Raw genomic sequence first — 19,412 nt, 5'->3', positions numbered from 1 at the left:
TCCATTCTTTGATATCGTATCTTTTTTTGCAAATAGAACAAGTGAATCAATTCCTCCAAATTACACTTTTGCTTAATTTAATATTCTCTTTTAATTACAAAAAACGAACCTCGGATTGTTCCAGCTAGTTTAGACTTCTGCCTGGCAAACTTAAACTTTCCTTCTAGCTCCTTTGGTACCTCCATCCCCTCAGAAAGCTTAAAACCAACGGCCCGCTTCTTAGGGTCATCAACCGTATACATGACGTTGACCTCAAGACCATCCTCATAAAAGACGTAAGCAAATTTGATATTTTCCACTTGAAACTGCGACGTTTCTAAAGGTTTAGCCGCAAACTCAATATCACGTTCTTCTTTCAAAATTAGGTTCACATAATCAAGGGTCTCCTGACTTTCACTAGCTGCCACAACCGTAAATTCATGCTTGTATTTGTTCATAAAGTAACGGGCTTCATTAGCACGCAAACCAGCGAGCGCTTCTACTACAGGTGAAGACTCTAAACCAGCCGTAGACACATTATTAAAATCAACCATATAGGACATTTCCATCTCTCCTTTTATCTCATTATTCCCCAAAAAACTTGCTGCTACTCAATAGGCTCAAATCTACTAACGGGATCATCTAGACCTTCCTCACGATTCTTCTTTGTCAAAATAATCATCTGGCAAATGTAGTTCTCGCAAACAACCGATAAATTTTTCTCTGAATTTCGGATCTCTTTGATATTTCGGCCATACCGCCTTATAGTAAGGCAGCAACTTCTCATGTGGAATAATGCCCCAGTACAAAATTAAGTTATTCATAACCTGCGGACCGCCTCCCATCAACATCTGTTCAATGATCTGCCAGCCTCCCAGCTTGTTTTCGCAACTGCGCGCGGCATAGATGGCCGTGGTTTGCATTTTCGGGTCGGCGTGACACAAGAAAGGCGCAAAGTTCTGGAGAGTAATCGCACCGTAATCTTCCAAAATATACCCTGCATAACGCAACGTTTCCGGGTCATGAATCCTGTCAAGCCTTTGCAAGATCACTGAAATACATTCCGTTAAATTCACAATTTTACCGTAATCATGTAGAATCTGTAAAGCTTGCAGAAAACCCTCATGCCCATCCGATTGCAACAGCTCCAGAAGATATTTTCTACCCGCGTCAAAAGAAGTTTTGCAGATTAGCCAAATGGCTGCGGTCCGATTTTTTGGGCTTTGCTCCGCAATATTTTTCAAAAAATCAAGGGTTGGCTGAGATATTTTCTTAAACTTGGACATTCCATCAAGCGCTTTTGCTTGGATTTCTTCGTTTGGAGCGCTCTGATAAATCTGGATCAGCGCATTCTCATCACCCGGTATTCGACTGCCAAACCACCCGATATCATAATCCAGAATAATTTCATCCAGCCAGCGCTCGTACCAGTCCAGAAAGCTGTCTTCATAGACAAAGAAAAAAGGATGATCGGGATGAAAATCGGAGGTGTACACAATTCTCCCCCTGTATTTCCCTTCAAGTACGAGATACATGTCGTATTCGCAGCCTTGGGTGCCTATGTACAACATGCCGCCCAGCACCTTATTACAGACGTCGTCGTATTCCTCATCGGGGATGTCCTCATCCTTGGTCAAGGGCTCAATCAGATGGTTCCATTCCTCTTTGGCCATCCCGGGATGCAGAACGGATTTTGCAAGGAGTGCCTGGCGCTCGGTATTGGAAGCTGCCTTTTCAATCGGATAAATTCCATAATAGGGTCCGGCGCCTCCGTTGCCGACTTTCGTTAAAAACTGCGCGTAAGGCTCAGGAAGAGTGACCTGATTGTGGGCTTGCCAGTCCGCCAGCTCTTTTGCTGTAAGCCTCTCATTAACCTTGTATTGATGTGAGGATGCTCCAAACACCGAGAAAGCCGTGTCTTTGCGCATGGCTTGATTCAGTTTGTTTTTTATTCGATCCAGTTGCGTTTCTTTCTTCCCAAACCACATATTTGAACCCTCCTATTGACTATAGCCAGGTTTCCTTTGTTTGCTTAACCAGCAATTTTATTATTTTTTCTAAGGGTCCAAGTGGAGAATTTCAAACGAGCGGATTCGTTTCCATTATAAAAGCATATAATATATTCGAAATCTGCTTTCTTACTTATAGTTTAACAAGCTTATCTAAAAAATGCGTATACATTTCCCTAACTATCCGCTTCTGATACGGTTCACCGCGCTGTCTGTAACTGGAAAGTTTTAGGGCCATCCTTTGTCGGATGGCCCTTACCTTGTAATCACATACGTTTAAACCATCAAGCACCATCGAACGCCAAACTTATCAACAAACGAGACTAAACCCAGTCTACGCTTTCATTAGCTAATATTTGTAAATCATTCATAAAAACAGATGCATGGTCGCCATCACAAACAGAATGATGAATTTGTAAAGAGACAGGCAGGAACTTTCACTGCTTTTTTCAATATCAGTTATCCTTTTTAATATTTTATGCCATTATATTGTCATTTTCCGACCTATTTATCCACTGGAATACTCTGAGCAAAACGAAACACATTATGAGGATCGTACTTTCGTTTCACCTGCTTCAATCTGCCAAAGTTCACGCCATAATACGCCTTGGGCCAGTTCTTAATCTGTAGATCGGGAAAATTCACATAATCCCCTTTAACAAAGGGACGTAACGCTCTGCGAAACCTTTCCACCCACTGAATATTCCGCTCCTGCTCCCCATTGTTTCTCCAGCGGGCTGACAGTTCGTAGATTGTCTCAGCCTTCCGATGAGGATAGGCCGTTGCAGTAGGCGATACTCGGCTCACCGCGCTTCCTGCACCACCTAAGCTTTGACTCCACACGCTAGAATGTCTGTTGGGTGCTTTGGATAAAAAGTCACGTATAATTCGTACTCCTTCAGGCGGCAAAGCTTGGAACCCGTAGGCCCCGGTTATTTTAAACTTCGGTTCCAAATTCAGGTCCGATTCGGCAAAAAATTTGGTTGCTTCAATAAAAGGTACTGTCTTCACCATCACCTTCACCGGAGTGCCTGCTCGCAAGAGCGGTCTAATCAATCGACGCAGCTCCTCTGCACCGCCAAGCAATTGCCCGGTAGATACAATGGTTCCCACCTGCTTGGCAGCCACCTCAATTGTTGAGGTTAAGCGGTTCGTGACAGACGGGGCCCAGCGCTGCCAAGCTGGTAACACCTTCTCAAGGTCACTCCATTTCCATGTAATACTGTAAATAGATACCGAAGAAATCGGCCTAACCCGAAATGTATATTCTGTAGCAACACCAAAGTTCCCTCCCCCTCCGCCTCGTGATGCCCACAACAGATCGGAATGTTTCTTCCGGTTTGCCACAATCGTCTTTGCCCCATACCGTCCCGAAGCTACGACCATCTTCACTTGTTTCAAGTTATCGCACGTAAGTCCATATTTGCGGGAAAGAAGTCCAATGCCTCCTCCCAGGGTAAGGCCAGCTACGCCTACGTCGGGCGCAGTCCCCGCCGGAATGGCCACACGCTTATCCCACAGCTTTTTGTACACACGGGCAAGTGGATTTCCCGTTTGTACAATGGCCACTCTATTTTTTCGATCAACCTTAACCTTATTCATCTCGCTCACATCAATAATAATGCCGCCATTTACAGCCGAGAAGCCTTCATAGCTATGCCGCCCGCTGCGCACTCGCAGACGTATGCCCCGCTCACGAGCCCATTTGACTGCGTTGATCACATCCTGAGTCCGTTGGCAAAAAACAATGACCCTTGGAAATTTGGAAAAGCGCCTATTGAACTCCATTCTGGCCGTATTGTATGATGGATTGCCCGGAATTACGATCCTTCCGGTTAATCGTGTACTTTTCTTTTGCAACTTTTGTGCCATCTACTTTACACCATCCCTGCTCATGACATAAGCCTTTCTCATCAACTTATTTCTATGTAGGGACACCTGTCCTAGTAACGGCAAACGCCCAGTTTATATCGTAAAAGTAGAACAAAGACGTGGGAGATGTATAAGTTCTTCATTCATCAGGTAGCCCACCTTTTGCTCAACCAATCCTGTAATAAACCTCCTTTAAGTAAAACTATTTAAGAGCTGCACATCTTACAGAGCATTTAAATGTAGTATGCTGTAGTATTTTTCACTAATTTCCTATATTATACACATGGCTAACATGACTAATAAGGGATGATCCATTTCCTTGTCTGTATGAAGAGGATATGCTGGAGGTGCATTTGCTTAAGGAACGAAACGGTGGCGTCAGATGGAGAGATTGGTCACAAAAAAATAGAAGAGAGGCACTAATGCCCTGCCTCTCTTCTATAACGCATATGAAGCAGCTTGACACCGTGTTTCAATATCGTCATTTACGCTTTCGGGCGATCACCGCTAACCGGCCGTCCTCGGTTGAGTATTCACACGTAGACAGTACAATAAGCTTGTGGCTATATCGGGCTGTCACGCCCGTATCGTAAAGAGCGAGTTTTTTGATGTTCTGAATATATGAGTCAAACTCGGCGGGCGTACTTACCTTCTCAATCTGGTAGTATTTAAAAACGTCGTCCGATTTGCGATAAACTTTTGACAGAATAACGGCAACAATTTCATACTCTTCCTTTTCGTAAAGCGTGCTGAACTGGAGCGTAGCATGCTCTTTATAAAAGCTTTCGTTCTTGTACTTCATTAAATCCTTAAACATCCAGCCGCTTTTCATGTGGTGTCCGTGAATCAGCAAAATGTCCGAACCGTTGGTCCGGCTATGCGCGTCTAAAAAGGGGAGGCCCCCTTTGTTTTCCTTTTTATCGAAATCATGATTGAGATAGTACTCCGCATCCTGTGGATTCTGCATGACTGGGTACTCAATTCGGGTGCCATCAATCTTCAGCCAGCCGACGATGTCCGAGTTCCTCTCGTAAAGCTCTCGAAATTCGGGAAGCATAATCGGCTCATTCGCCTTATTGAACAAAAGGGAGGGGAATGCATCCCCTCCGCCTTTGTCCGACCCTTCCTCCCAAACTTTTGTCAGCTCTTCGATTTTCTGCTGCTCGGCATAATCCCCCAGAAAGGTTCTCGCAATATTAACGAGGGAAAATACCAACAGAAGGGAGGAAACGGCGATAAGAAACTTTTTAGTTTTGCTCATTTTCTTACCGCCTTCCCGGTCACTGGATGTGCTTTTTCTTCTTGTTACCGAGTAGACAGAACCCAATCGTCATCAAGGACATCAGCGCCAAAACCATATAGAAGATTGGCGATACGCTGTTGTCTCCGGTTTTCGGAGCATCGTCCAGCTCGTTGCCAACGTTGTCGGTTCCGTTGCCGACGTTGTCGGTTTCGTTGTTGCCGTTGTCGGTTCCGCTGTTGCCGTTGTCGGTTTCGTTGTTGCCGTTGTCGGTTCCACTGTTACCGTTGTCGGTTCCGTTGTTACCGTTGTCGGTTCCGTTGTTGCCGTTGTCGGTTCCACTGTTACCGTTGTCGGTTCCGTTGTTACCGTTGTCGGTTCCGTTGTTGCCGTTGCCGGTTCCGTTGTTGCCGTTGTCGGTTCCACTGTTACCGTTGCCGGTTCCGTTGTTGCCATTGTCGGTTCCGTTGTTGCCATTGCCGGTTCCGCTGTTACCGTTGCCGGTTCCGTTGTTACCGTTGCCAGTTCCGTTGTTGCCATTGTCGGTTCCGTTGTTGCCATTGCCGGTTCCGCTGTTACCGTTGCCGGTTCCGTTGTTGCCGTTGCCGGTTCCGTTGTTGCCGTTGTCGGTTCCGCTGTTACCATTGCCGGAGTTGCCGCCGGAACTGATCGGCTTCATTGGCACGTCGTATTTTATAATGTCAAAATCGACAGAAATCGTATCACTACGGTGCGTCTCGTATCCGTCCTTCGTTACGATCAGATAGTAATCCGCTTCAGGAAACACCATGTACGCATAGGAGCCATTTGCATCGCTATCCTGCTCCGGGCTCTCGTTGTTGTGCGGTGGAAAATTCGGAACCGGAGGAAGCGTTACTTTCGTACCCGGAATGCGGCCGTTATCTCTATTCCGCTTCGTATCCGCATAATACAGTGTAACTTTGGCTCCGTCAATTTTCTTGCCAGTGATGGCATCTCCTGTCGTTTCATCATAAACCGTACCATAAGGGTCGACCAATTCCTCGGAAATATTCAGCTCTCCGTTAGCTTTCACGTCCAGTTGCGTCACTTTGAGGAGCAGTTCCTCGCCGGTCTCAGCTTTATAGCGAACTTCCATTGTGTACTTCTGCTCGCTTAGCCCTTCCACAGAGAAAGTTCCGTTCGAAGCCATCGGAAACGCCTTAGGACGACCGTTCTCCTTAATATAATTGCCGTCCTTGTCCTTCAAATAGATATGCATCTGGTTGGTAAACGAATCGTTGAATAGCTCTTTTGCTCCATTCAGCTGCTTGAACAGAACGATCCCTACCGCCGTAATGTCCGCCGGAACGGTCTCGTCCGTCACGCTGCCGTCCACATTTGCTTTTTGCGTGAACTCGACAGGCACACCCTTCCCACCTACCTGATACCACTTCGTATATGTGATCGTATAGTCGGTATCCGCTGCGGCTGGGACCGAATATTCACCCTTCTCATTTGTCTTCGTCTGAAGCTCCTTGCCTGTGTTCAGATCGGTCACCGTGATGGGGGCATTCGGAATGACTTCTCCTGTGTTGTTATCACGCAGCACGCCTTCCAGATACGGGCGGGTATTGACAAAGTGTGCTTCGGCCGCTTTTTTCTGTGGAATGGTGCCTGTGCGAACGAGACTTTCAGGATCTGTCACATAGCCGTCTTTCGTATAATCATCCTGGGTCACCTTATACTGGAGATATGTCGGAAGTCCTTGCACAATGAGCGTCTGGCCATCTGTAAGCTCGAAGGTCTCTCCGCTCTTGATCGTGCCCTTACTGCCATCCGACTTCACATAAGAATAGGATTCGTTCGCTCTCTCACCTGTGAAGGTGACTGTGTACTTGAACGGCTTCTTTTTGTCGTCGTCTTTGCCTTTAATCGTGTTGCTGATTAGCAAGTCGCCCTCCAAGACTCGCACGTTCGTAAACGGGGCATCTTCATCTTTGCCCTCCATGACTCCGGTATAATACCGTTCCTCAGGAATGGTCACGTATTCGTCGGCTGTGTATTCCTTCTGGGTAATTGTGTATTTCAGACCCTTAGGCAGACCCGAAATATCCAGTGTCTCTCCATCCTTGAGCTTGAAGGTATCGCGGGACTTGATCGTACCTGTGCCCCCGCCCGACTTCAAGTAAGAGTAGCTTCCATCCTTGCCTGCATCCTCAAAGACGACGGTGTACTCGAACACCTTCGTCTTGTCGCCGCCGTTGCCCATGACCGTATTGCTGACGGTCAGTTTGTTGACGGTCCGTTCATTGATGAAATCCGCCTTGTGGTCGCCTTTATTCACGATTGTGCCGGACAGCTCTCTCGTCCCCGGCGTGGTGATATAACCGTCAACGGTCGTATAATCGGCCTCGGTTACGGTATAGACCAGATCCGCGGGCAATATCGGGAGCGTCACAGATTCCCCGTGCTTGAGGGTAATCTTATCTCCGCTCTTGATCGTGCCAATCGTATTATCCGGCTTCTTATAGGTGTACTCTCCGTCCTTGCCTTCGCCGGTAAAGGTCACGGTGTATTCAAATTCCTTGGAAGAATCGCTGCCGTTTCCTCCAACCTTATTGCTAATAGTCAGCTTTCCTTGCGCCGGCGTAGGTACAACCAGCGGATTATCAGAGGTTACTTTTACGCCATCTACCCAGATGGGCTTCCCGGGCGTATTCCCTACGTACACCTGATAAATTCTTGTAGTCGGCAACCATGTCGTTGTGTCAATATAAGTTTCCTTCAGCTCATAATACCCTGGATCTGGGAATAGCAGATTAAGTTTCCCTCCGCTATCGGTTGTTCCTTTGGCGATTTGAGTTCCATCGTCCTTCTTATAGAGCGTAAGCTCTACGCCTTTTAGCGGATTTCCATTAGGATCCACCTTTTTCAGGGGCAGCAGGGCATTGGAGCTTGAACTGCCGGCTACGTCCGAACTGTCCAGCGTGCTTTCGCTTCTGGCACTGACAGATTTCAGATTGCCATCACCCTCCAGCTTTACCTCGTTGCCCATTTTGTCTCCGGCTTTCGCTTTAGATGAATCAACCTCTGTTTGGTACACAAACTGGTAAAACTTATTAGGGTCGTTCATTTTGAATTTTAAAACTGTGGTGCCTCCCGCGCCTGGTGCAGCTTCTACCTGAACTTCAGCATTCGGGTCGCTTAGATTCAGTGCTGCGCCCTCTCGTTCCAGAGCACCGCTGGCAGTCAGTTTAGCACGATAGACTGCCATACTAGGCGCTGTCAGCACAAGCTTTCCGCTTTCTTCATAGCGCAGATTCATGCCTGCACCTAGGGTATCCTGCAGATAAACGCCCTGCTTCATGTTAAATGGCGGGGTATAGTTCACTGTCCATTCCAGCACCCCTGGAACTGGCTTAGTTACCGACTTGCCCAAGGTCTGAATAGGTACGATAATCTTACGTTGTTCAGTGAGAACCTTTTCCTCTCCGCCCCATGTCATATGAAGGTCAGCTTTATTATACAACACCTGCTTGGTTGTGCCGTTTGTAGTGTATTCCTCTAAATATTTGCCTAATGCCACATTGGATGGTCTTGCCTTTACCAAAATAACATAAGGACTTTCCAATTTAGAGAAGGTGAAAGTTCCTACGTTTCCATTATGGGAAAAGTTTACCACATGAGCATTAGTGCCTGGTTCAATCATTGTTTTGGCGTCGTTTCTGACACCATACTCGGTACCTCCATTATTGTCCGAGTAGCCTTTCCAAAGCTCAACATCTTTGCTCTCAGAAAACGGAACGAATTCCCAGCCTTCAGGCAGTGTATCCACTAGCTTGATGTTGCTGATTACTCGGCTACCACCGTCCTTAGCCATTTCTTCTGTGTTGTATCCTGGCATATTCACCCCTAAGCGGAATGTAACAGTCTTGGTTGTCCTGTCATAGCCAGAAATCGTCCACGCTTCATTGCTGTCGTTTCTAATGTAGCTACTTACGTTATTTGGATTAACATTTTCAAGTGTACCATCTGCTTTCAATGGCTTCGACGCAAAGAGCATATCCTTGTTCAGCATACGCAGATGAAGATTAACAGCGTTTTGCGCAGCAGTTTTTACGGTTTCTCCGTCAAAGAGCAAAGCCCGATTCCAACTTGTTTTCCCTGCATTAATATCCTGTCTGAAGAGGATATCCGGCTTGGTCTCAAGTGAACGGAAGCTGAAGGATGCAGCTTTGTCGGTGTATCCGGTTACCTTGATCAAATCGGCCACGACTTCACCGTTCACTGTCAAAGGGATAACCTTCAAGGTTAAGCCGTTTGTGCTCTTGAGGGTACCTTCGTGATATTGCTTCCAAAGCTGAGTAGTATTAACATTTGCCTTGATTTTCGCAATCGTTTCCGCGCTCACCTCGCCGGTTGCATCCACTGCGTTGTCCAAGACGTTCGAATCTCCGCCATGCACCAGCACATCGTATACCGCCGCATTTGGCAGGGCATACTGTGGCGTTAGATTAACGCTCCACGTGATGCCGCCCAGGTTATAATCCTCCATTGAAACAGATCCATTTTTTGTAAAATTATGCGCACCAATAGTAACGATTGCCTCGTCAGTTACTGCGGCAGGTCTTATACCAGTTATCACATCATTGTTCTGAATACCGCCTGGTGTGTCCAAATTCCAGTTAGCGCGTGGATCGATTCTGAAATTTGAACCGTTTTTCACCTTAGTCTTAATCACTAGTTCCACTTTACCGTTAATGTCCCCAAAGGAATAAACACTGTTCGCATCCGGTGCAATTGATTGTACCTCAGATGCAGTGCCATCCACCCATGTCTGCCATGTGGCTGAAGTAAAATCCAACCCTTCAGGTAGTACATTTGTGATGGTAAAGTTCTTTAAACCTTTTTTGTTATACTGGTTAACAGTGACTTTCCATGTGATTGTTTCATTAGGATTGTCATACGAGGCGCTGGCTTGAATCCAGTCGGGTGCGAAAGAAATTTCCTGACCTGCCTGCACCAACATATTATTGCCCTGTCTCAGTTCCACTTTGCCATTCATATCCCGATAGCTACGACCAAGATTGCCTGGCGGATTCCGGTGCTCGTAATAATAGGCTTCCTTTGGAATCCATGTTTTATATTCAACCTTTGGATCTACACCTGTTCCCTGTGGGAAAGTGTAAGTCAGCGATCCGTCTGCCCCAATGTCTGGAGTTACATTTTGGTCATTTACTTTGAATGAATCCTCCATATAGATACCGCGGACATTTCCAAAGCCGGTATTATAAGTTGAAGGATTCGTATAAAATGTCTTCCCGTCTAGCGGTAATTTGATTGTTTTATCAAACTGATCGAATGCAGATACGCTTGACTGCCAAGTAATCGCTCCCTCAACAAATTGTGCCGGTTGAATTCCGCGATAACCATACTGATCCCACCTGATCATTCCAGGCGAGCTTAAAGTAATGCTATACGCTGCTGTAACATTTGGGTTCTCTAGCTGATAAGCACCGCCAAAGATGTTGATAGGCTTTGTATCGCCATACTCCATTCCCGTTACATCTGCATCGGCAGTAGTTACAAAGCTGAAGACAATACCTCGTCCAACACCATTGAAAAAGTTATCATCACCGTTAAATACAATCCTGATGCTATTTGGAGTGAAATAGGCGGTACCAAGCTGTTTCATACCTGATTCAGTCTGTGCATTCAGGGTTTTATTAGTTGTCGGCAACACCACTTCCTTGAAGTAGTCTTCTCTTTTCAGCTCGATCCAGTCACCCTTCTGAATGTATAGGTCGAGATTCGCATTTGTCGGATTAGAGTCATCACCATTCACTGGCACCTTCAGACCTTCCGATTTGAGAGTAAATGGCTGTCTACCCTGAATAATACCGTTTGGATCAATAACAGCATTTCCCTGCGTCACTTCCAGCGGAAAGGTTGAATTAGCTTCCATGAACACCGCCGTTTTGTCCGTCGGGACTGCCGCCATCGCTACGAGATTGGCCGGCATCGCGAACACCGCCTCTGGTACTGGCAACGGTTCGGTCGGCGCAGCGTACACTGCCTCAGATACCGACGACGGTTCGTCCGCCGTCCCGAAACCGTCTGACGTTCTCTCCGCAAACGCGACAGCAGAGAACGTCACCGTCTGCAAGACAAGCAAAACTGCTAGGCAGAAAGATAGCACAGCTTTGCTCAAACTGCGTTTTCTTTTCAAATAAATTACCCCTTTATTGCCAGATTTTTTTCTATATCGAGCTCATTTCCTCGATTTAACCGCTCAAGCGAATAAACATATGCTATTGGCTTGATCCCAGCAGCCTTTATATCATCGAAACTCTTGCGGAGTTCCAGATGAACGTGTACGTGCCGTGGGGTGCTGGCTGTTGATCATGCTTAGTAGCTATCTTCCCCTCTCCTTCGATGGTCTTTGCTACTTACATACTGCAAACGGCAGAATACGCACAGTTTACACAATGTATTTCAACATTATATTACGAGGGACCTATACAAAATCTAAACAACCGCTCGACAATATGAAGCGTGAAACTCAATTTCTACCATCACATGCGGTCCAACCATCCGTTCAGTTGATTATTCTTGGAACTAGGTATGCTTAAACCGTCTGCCGAGATGTAACTTGCTAAGTTCCCTCTTTTTCACCTCCTCTTAGAAACGGATTGGCTTGCTGGTAGATGTAGTAGTTCCTTCTTCCTAGTATCTTAGTTTCGATGTAGACTATTATCACAAAAAAACTCTCAGATGTAGGACGCCGATTATAGGACATCTACATATAGCAAGCCTATCTTAGTTCTTTTTTCATATTTTAAATTTGAGACAATTTACCTACTCAGTGTAAGCCAATAAACTTTTTTCGACAAGACTTGGAAAATATACTTCTAGTATCTTGTCTGACAATGTTGAAGAATATCTGCTTTTTCAAAACACATTTTATTGTGATCCTTAGGAAATCAGCTCATGATAACTACATTTTCACCAAACTTTTTTCAAAGTTTAAATCCTAGCCTCTACAAAATCTCTATAAAATACAGACCGTACCCTCTCCCTGCAAATCTCAATAAAAAAACAACCTCTGACAGACTTCAAAGCATCAGTGGTTGTTGGGGTAATTATTAGAATAGTTGTTGAGATTAAGAATGCCTTCCTGCCAAGGTCGATTAGCTGACTTTGGATTGTCAACAGTAAATCAGACAACTTTTTTAAGGGCTGCATGACGATACTGAACAGGCGTCATATATCCTAGTGTTCCATGGATACGAAGCTTTTTTCAAACGTCTCCAGCAGTTCGTCCATCTTTTGATTTTTAAACTCGCTGCCACGGTCCGTATGAAACCACTAAATCTGACACAAATCGCCCTTGACGCTCGCAAAAGCGCGGGAAATCAGAGCAGCATCCTTGTTTGGACCTGCGCTATGGCCAATGATCTCTCGATTGGACAAATCGACCGTCGTAGATCGTTTTGTTTCATTTGTTAAGTGTATATCTTCTACTTGTGTAACACCATCTTCAATAGTAAAAGAAAATGCTCACCCCTTAAGTTCAACAATATCAGAAAATGAACTTTCAATTTCAACTGTATCGAATGCTTTTAGCCAAGTTAATCTCCCGACCCCTTTTCCACCAATAATGCTTTTATAAGTAGAATCTGAAGTTCTAAAAGAATTAAAATTATCTTCATTAAACCCTATTCCAGAATCGGTAACTACAAAGCCCGAGATTGGATGTATATTGGAATTCTCTTGGAAGTCCATAGCTGCTTGCCTAGTATCTCTTAGGACTTGAATACGAATAAAGTTATTCCTTAAATCTTCCCCAGTCGCCTCAACTGCTTGAATAGAATTTACAATCGCTTCGAAAAGAGGAATCAGCGGTGTATATGCAGGTAGATTAATATTTTTTATGCGTCCTTGTAAATCAATTTTCAAACATATCACCTCTATGCTAATTAGTTTCTCTTCATAAGTTTATTCGCCTGCCTAATGATTGATAATTCTATGCATTAAGGCAATAATCTTTCATTGAAAATACTTATCCATTTGGAAAAAGAAGCTTAGTGGTCTGACCTCGCCTTTCTCATGCTAATAGCCATAGACTACACCATATTTGGAAAAATGGAAAATACGCTCTTAAACATCTTTATATCAATAGATATTTCATGCCGCCGCTTTACCACTATTTGTGATACGGTTCAGCTTTACTTCATGGTAAATACAAAAAAAACGACTTAAATACATAGTCGCTTAAAACTACAAACACCAAATATCATTTTGAAAAGCAATCTTTGCTTTTTCCATCTTTGTTTTGTCTCTTTCGTCCTGATGTGCAAAACACCACATTGCGTATGCTTCTTTTCTTGATAAACCTTTTTCCTTCATACCCACAATAAAGTCTCTAAGACGAACCACTATAATATCTTTATCAGTCCCACTATTCAGTTCTTTATCTAACAACTCTTGAAGTTCTCGTTCATCCGAAAGTATATATGGAATTCCACTTGCAAAAGCGTAGGCAGTTGAGACAATTTCCCCCCCAGTTTTTTCCGCCAGTTCTTGTCTCGGGATCAAGCTTCTCCAAGTGCTGTATCGTTTGGAGATAAATCATAGGTTTATAAACGCCGTGTCGTAGAACTTCAGCATCCACAATAACAGCATTATCGTTCTCTATTAATTTGTCGATTTGATCTTTCGTTCTTTTCGGCATTAAGATTTCATTCTCGTATACGTAACGATGAATATATAGTTTTTTTACTAATAGGGGGATGTATTTCTCTATTGCATTAAACTTTTGGACTTTCCCTAGTTTAAGAGCGAAATCTGTGTCTAGTATCGCTTCTTCCCAAATCCAATCAGTCATCCCCGTCGTAATCCCCCATAATACTATCCCAGTCACCTTCTGTTCCTAGTTCAATAATCTGCATTGATTCAGGAGATTGATTTACTAGAGATAGAATATTCCGAAGTTTTTGTTCATTAATGATTTCTTCATTATACGCTGAAATCGCATTCTCAACCAGATTTTCAAAAAAAACCTCGTTTGTTCTGTCTTGTGTAGAATCGTTTAACTGTAACCTCTTTCTAACTAGAATTACACCCGCCTGTGAGTCCCGATCTGGTACAGTCAAGAATTCACGCATCTTCTTCTCATCGATAAATTCAATTTCAAACAAACGCCTCACAATAGTCTTAAATGGCACATAAAACAAAGCCATTAACCTAACTATATCTTCAATCTTTAAAGAATTTTTTTGTATTCCACGAGATTTTATTTCGTTAGATAAAACCTCTGTAGGGACAAGTAAAAGAGCTGCAAATAGATTAGCTTTTAACTCATTAACATCCTCGGTGTAATTCTCTAACACCTGATCGTGTAATAATTCAGTTTGATTTAGCTTATCCTGATCATACCAGATATGATATAATTCATGAGCTGCTGCAAACACTTGTTTTTCTCTAGGAATAAATGTGTTTATATAGACGAAAACCCTGTCTTTTTTCTTGCAAACAAAAGCACATAACTCATTATCTTTTATAGGGTATTTAAGCAAGGTTGCTTCCTGTTGGATTAATTCTAATACTTCTTCTCTCAACACCCTGTGTGTTTTTAACTTTTCTCCAAGCTTAGCCCGAACTTTTGCTTCAATTTCATCAAATTCCTTTGGACTTAAAGAAGGAAATTCTCTCATACTGCCTCCTTATTTCAAATGAAGAATTTCTTCTAGTTCAATCATCTCATTCATTACATGATTTAGAAACTGAAGTCCTTCTTTTGTGTTTTCGTTTTCTAATTTTCCAATCATGAACAAAATCGGTTCTTGAATCACTTGTGGTATTTCCTTTGGTCTTACAAGTTCATCCACCGTTACTCCAATGATACTTGCTATTTTTGTAATTTCATCAATATTAATTGCCTTTTTTCCATTGACTATTTTACTCATCACTTGTTTAGAGATGCCCATTCTCTCTGCAAAAAAAGACTGCGTCTCACCTTGCGATTCAAGCCAACTAGCAACCTTCTCTCCTATTTGCTCGAAGATTGTTTTCATTTTTACACATCCCCTTGGTTTTATATTATTAAGTATATGCTCAGTGCAACTAAAAAGTCAATGAATCATTGACTATAAATAATTTTAAGTAAACATATTGAATACAACCTTGAACTATCTAAGCACTTTATAGTTCCCTCTACTTGCTAATAAATATCCACTGCAGTTAAAATTATCTCCACCCTTTGCTTTACTATCATTTATGATACGGTTCACCCCGATTAATCTTCACCGCTCGGTAAATCTGCTCCACCAGCACTAGCCTCATCAGCTGATGAGGCAAGGTCATCCTTCCGAAGCTCAGCTTCTGCTGGCCACGGCGAAGGACTTCGTCAGAGAGACCATGGCTGCCGCCAATGACGAAGACGACATGGCTTGTACCGTAGGTACCGAGCTTGTCCAATTCCTCTGCGAGTTCCTCCGAGCTCCAGAGCTTGCCGTCGATGGCGAGCACAATGACATGTGCCTCACTCTTCACATGGGCAAGGATGCGCTCTCCCTCTCGCTCCTTGACCTGTCGAACTTCCGCCTCGCTCAGTGTATCGGGAGCCTTTTCATCGGCTACTTCGATCATTTGAAACTTGATGTATGGCCCCAGCCGTTTAGCATATTCCTGAATTCCCATGACCAAATACTTCTCTTTTAACTTGCCCACACCTATAAGTTGAATAAACAAATTCCATACCCCTATCTATGTCGATTGATAATGTAAAATCGTATTTACGATCCCTAACATGAAAAAATACCTTTAACATAGTTATTTTAGCACCTGAAACACCTCTTACCTATCTATTTCCTCTCCGCTACGAGCATATTCCCTGTTCAGATCATAACGGATCATTCATTTACGCTCTTCATGATGCTATCCCTACCAGTTCCGTATTCATCAAGACACTGCATTAGCATCTTTCGATATTCGCTGATTTGTTCAAATGTCGCTGACTCCCGTAATGATTCGAACAATGCAGTACATCTCTTAAATTGACCATCATTACCCGACTGGTTGGCTAGTTGCATCGCCTGCAAAGTAACCCCCACTGCTATAATAGTATGATACGTTCTCCGCATCCTCGTAATCCCCAAATTCATCAATCTGCTCTGCAAACGTATGTAAAATATCTGCCACATCCAAATGATACATAAGCGCTGCCGGTAATATTTCCTCTAGATTATCCTGCAAAAAGGCTACGTATTCCTCCAGCAGCTCTATATTTCCAGACAAAATATCTACTGCATATAAATTAGTTTTGGCTAAAAACCTGAATTCCTCCACAACCTGATTGTCTTCTTCCTTTAAATCCTCCATCCACCCCAGCTCAGCATACTTATAGATGCACTCCCTTGCCTGCTCATATGCGCCCTGGTTCTGGTGAGCCATTCCACACATCAGGTGACTGAGCCCAAAATAATATACCAACGGACGTTCTAAATTGACATGCGGAATGAGTAATTTCATTGCTTTATGATACTGCCGTTCTTCATAGATACGCTGTACACATTGGTACAAAATATCCGCCGTCTCCATCACCTTTTTCCAATTTTCAAAAACCACAGCCATCTCTAACATTTCAACAATGATGTCCGGTTTGAGTGATTTCAGAATAGAAGTTCTCAAGAGTAGTCCCTCCTTATATTCCCATTTAGAACCAATTGTATAGAAAGTGAAAAAGGAGGTCAATATAAAAAGTACTTAAAAGTACAGTTTTATATGTATTTATTTTGTATAAGATGGTCTGTAACGATATTCTCTCCTCTTCTAACCTTAAGTGGAGGTGATTACATGAGTTTACCAGAAAGTGTCGGAAACCGAATACGAGAACTAAGAAAAGCTAAAGGATGGACACAGGAACAACTAGCAGAAGCAGCAGAACTTCATTACAGTTATATTGGTGGAGTAGAACGTGGAGATCGAAATATTTCATTGGAGACGTTGGAAAAAATAATTTTAGCGTTAAAAGTTCCGCCTTTTGAACTTTTCCAATTCGATGAAACTACGGATCGAAAACAAATCATAAATGAACTTATGTTACTCATAAATTCAAGAGAAACAACAGAGCTCGAAATTCTTACTACTATAACAAAAAATATTGTTGGTTTAATTGAGTTACAACAAAAAGCTAATTGAACTATTTTCTTATGATCTTTAAGCAATTTATTAAAAAAATCGGCGACGTAATCACTATGAATAGAGGCTAACATGAATACAGCAATTAGAATTTATAAGAGTATAGGGAAACTTTCCAAAATTGATGCCCAGAATTCTGAAATAACAAACTTATTTATTGAACTCCATAGGCATTGTCAAAATATTTTAGCTGCTTCAACTAAAATAAGTTTAATATCTAAGATTCCCGGTAAACAATACTTTGTATTTCATAATGGAACTAAAAATTCTAGAGCAGTAAATGAAGATTTATTTATTAATGAAGTGCAGTTAGTGGAGAATACATTAGCACACCTAATTAACAATCAATTGAATAGTACTACTCCAAATGATATAACTAAGGCACTATACACAATAGCTATAAGTTTTTGTGCTGTTATTGACTTAGGGAAAAGCGGAGACCAGAAGACCCCAGGGACATTTTTTGAGTATTTCTCAAGTCATTGGTTCGCAAAAACTCTTCAAGTACATCCTCAAACCTCAATTCAAGTTTTAAATTTGGACAGAGACACTTCTTTGCCTACTGATTATATTTATGATCTTGGCTATAATCGTCCTAAAATTCACTTACCAGTCAAAACATCGACTCGGGAAAGAGTCATACAAGTATGGGCACACCAGCGTGTGCTTGATGGTGTATACGGGACAGGAAGATTCCTAGGTATGCTAGTTTGTTTATCAGAAACCAAAACCGATCAAAAAAAATTAGAAGTAACCGACATATGTTTGCCGGAGCAATGGCGTGCATATCAATTATTTATAGCACAAATGTATCGTATATACTATTTAGACGCACCTACTAAATACTTAGCACTTAATAATGTGTTTCCTCCAATCAATGTTAGACCTTTGGGAGAATATTTCTACGAAGTTAATAGCTTATTCGATAATATTAGTAATTATTCATAAATAAAGGAGGTGCTCAATTACGAGCACCCCCTTTATTTAGATTATCTTGCAAGACTGGCGTTTGCCTCAAATAAAATCTCATTCTCATATTCAATTTCTAGTGAACGTATGATTTCATCTCCGATCGCCTCGGATAACAACGGTGGAACTGCATTCCCAATTTGATGCCTTACTTCATGTTTATTTCCGTAAAATCGGTACTCTATAGGAAATCCCTGTAAGAGCGCAGCTTCTCTAGGTGTAAGCGGACGATTTTGTAAAGGATGACCATATCTACCACGTGTATAACTATCAAAGCCACCCGTTATGGTTGGAGCTTGGCCGTCCCATCTTAAACGCCCGTATACATCTGGCCATCCACCTTTTGATGTGTCGGCTTTTTTATGACAATCCAATCTATATTCCATAGGGATATCTCTCCAACCACCACCTTGCTTAACGTATGAAAATCTCTTTACATTCATAGCAGAGACGTTAGCTCTCTGATGGTTAGCTAATTCTGGATGCTCAATTCTATGATCCTCTGGTGGCTCTGGTAAATCACTAAGAACTTCACCCACAGTTTTCCATACATTAACAGTTGGAGTAGGTATCATAAAGGGCGCTTTGATTTTAGAGTGTTTTCCTACAATGATAAATCTTTCTCTCGTCTGTGCAAGTCCATAGTCCGCTGAGTTATATATATTAGGGAATAACGTGTATTCTTTAAGTTCCTCTTTAAGAGCATCTATAAAATAAGTTCCTCTTTTTTGGCCTAACATAGCAACATTTTCAAGCATAAAAAATTTAGGTTCGAGCTCTTTTACTAACCGAACAAACTCTAAGACCAATTTATTCCTTTCGTCATCTCCTAAATGAGCTCCTTTTTTTTGTTTAGAGAACCCTTGACATGGAGGGCCTCCTGCAAATAAATCAAGCTCACCCTTTTTTATACCAGCATACTCTAATAAATAATCTCCAGATAGCTTTGTAGCATCAGCAACAAAACATCTATTGGATAAATTTTCCTGGAAAGTTAACACTGCTGGCTCATTGAGATCAAATGCAGCTCCTATTTGGAAGCCCGCCCCACGTAGCCCAAGACCAAGACCACCTGCACCACAAAATGACTCGATGCTGACGTAATCCCTTTTCATGAATGGTATCCTCCATATAATATAGATGCATAAATTTCCTAAATTTGTAATTGTCATTAGCCACAA

The 19,412-nt window shown here is 42.7% G+C and carries 13 protein-coding genes and 3 pseudogenes; 2 read left to right on the top strand and 14 right to left on the bottom strand.

The annotated features are described in order from the left end of the window. Window positions 1-77 precede the first annotated feature (77 nt). The 13 genes and pseudogenes from ACIFO6_RS19435 to ACIFO6_RS19375 all read right to left on the bottom strand — a co-directional run bounded on the left by ACIFO6_RS19435 (window position 78) and on the right by ACIFO6_RS19375 (window position 16,752). Window positions 78-542: a phage tail protein gene (locus ACIFO6_RS19435; protein ID WP_430043008.1), complete on the bottom strand. Its 465-nt coding sequence runs from the start codon at window positions 540-542 to the stop codon at window positions 78-80. A 90-nt stretch (window positions 543-632) separates the two neighbouring features. Beyond that, window positions 633-1,967: an SMI1/KNR4 family protein gene (locus ACIFO6_RS19430; protein WP_430043007.1), complete on the bottom strand. Its 1,335-nt coding sequence runs from the start codon at window positions 1,965-1,967 to the stop codon at window positions 633-635. A gap of 344 nt (window positions 1,968-2,311) precedes the next feature. Then, window positions 2,312-2,422, bottom strand: a pseudogene (locus ACIFO6_RS19425) (CatA-like O-acetyltransferase); the annotation flags it as partial. Window positions 2,423-2,492: 70 nt separating this feature from the next. Then, complete coding sequence (locus tag ACIFO6_RS19420; RefSeq protein WP_430043006.1) at window positions 2,493-3,860, bottom strand: FAD-binding oxidoreductase; 1,368 nt, start codon at window positions 3,858-3,860, stop codon at window positions 2,493-2,495. A 481-nt stretch (window positions 3,861-4,341) separates the two neighbouring features. After that, window positions 4,342-5,121 carry a class B sortase gene (locus ACIFO6_RS19415; protein ID WP_430043004.1) on the bottom strand — a complete coding sequence of 260 codons (780 nt, stop codon included), beginning with the start codon at window positions 5,119-5,121 and terminating at the stop codon, window positions 4,342-4,344. Window positions 5,122-5,140: 19 nt separating this feature from the next. Continuing rightward, window positions 5,141-11,290 (bottom strand): DUF7601 domain-containing protein, encoded by a 6,150-nt coding sequence (locus ACIFO6_RS19410; RefSeq protein ID WP_430043003.1) that lies wholly within the window; start codon window positions 11,288-11,290, stop codon window positions 5,141-5,143. 1,070 nt (window positions 11,291-12,360) lie between these two features. Then, a pseudogene (locus ACIFO6_RS19405) lies at window positions 12,361-12,540 on the bottom strand (IS3-like element IS655 family transposase); the annotation flags it as partial. Window positions 12,541-12,621: 81 nt separating this feature from the next. Continuing rightward, window positions 12,622-13,020 carry an ATP-binding protein gene (locus tag ACIFO6_RS19400; protein WP_430043000.1) on the bottom strand — a complete coding sequence of 133 codons (399 nt, stop codon included), beginning with the start codon at window positions 13,018-13,020 and terminating at the stop codon, window positions 12,622-12,624. A gap of 321 nt (window positions 13,021-13,341) precedes the next feature. Beyond that, on the bottom strand, window positions 13,342-13,659 hold the full coding sequence (locus tag ACIFO6_RS19395) for a hypothetical protein (RefSeq protein WP_430042998.1): 318 nt from the start codon (window positions 13,657-13,659) through the stop codon (window positions 13,342-13,344). A 281-nt stretch (window positions 13,660-13,940) separates the two neighbouring features. Beyond that, window positions 13,941-14,777 (bottom strand): ImmA/IrrE family metallo-endopeptidase, encoded by an 837-nt coding sequence (locus ACIFO6_RS19390; RefSeq protein WP_430042996.1) that lies wholly within the window; start codon window positions 14,775-14,777, stop codon window positions 13,941-13,943. Between the two features lie 9 nt (window positions 14,778-14,786). Then, window positions 14,787-15,137 (bottom strand): helix-turn-helix domain-containing protein, encoded by a 351-nt coding sequence (locus ACIFO6_RS19385; RefSeq protein WP_044648108.1) that lies wholly within the window; start codon window positions 15,135-15,137, stop codon window positions 14,787-14,789. 196 nt (window positions 15,138-15,333) lie between these two features. Beyond that, window positions 15,334-15,813, bottom strand: coding sequence for a 23S rRNA (pseudouridine(1915)-N(3))-methyltransferase RlmH (rlmH, locus tag ACIFO6_RS19380; RefSeq protein WP_430042993.1), 480 nt, complete (start codon window positions 15,811-15,813; stop codon window positions 15,334-15,336). 161 nt (window positions 15,814-15,974) lie between these two features. Beyond that, a pseudogene (locus tag ACIFO6_RS19375) lies at window positions 15,975-16,752 on the bottom strand (DNA-binding protein). A 165-nt stretch (window positions 16,753-16,917) separates the two neighbouring features. Here ACIFO6_RS19375 and ACIFO6_RS19370 point away from each other — a divergent pair. Then, a complete protein-coding gene (locus ACIFO6_RS19370; RefSeq protein ID WP_430042991.1) occupies window positions 16,918-17,262 on the top strand; it encodes a helix-turn-helix domain-containing protein in 345 nt (114 codons plus the stop codon). A 72-nt stretch (window positions 17,263-17,334) separates the two neighbouring features. Beyond that, complete coding sequence (locus tag ACIFO6_RS19365; RefSeq protein WP_430042989.1) at window positions 17,335-18,210, top strand: hypothetical protein; 876 nt, start codon at window positions 17,335-17,337, stop codon at window positions 18,208-18,210. A gap of 41 nt (window positions 18,211-18,251) precedes the next feature. Here the strand turns inward: ACIFO6_RS19365 and ACIFO6_RS19360 are convergent, their stop codons facing one another. Further along, entirely contained in the window at window positions 18,252-19,346 is a 1,095-nt protein-coding gene (locus ACIFO6_RS19360; protein ID WP_430042987.1) for a DNA cytosine methyltransferase, read from the bottom strand. Between the last annotated feature and the right edge of the window lie 66 nt (window positions 19,347-19,412).

Source organism: Paenibacillus sp. NRS-1781 (genome assembly GCF_050467745.1).
GTDB classification, from domain to species: Bacteria; Bacillota; Bacilli; order Paenibacillales; family Paenibacillaceae; genus Paenibacillus; species Paenibacillus terrae_A.
The sequence above is the reverse complement of the archived record's forward strand: the minus strand, read 5'-3'. Positions and strand labels throughout refer to the sequence as shown.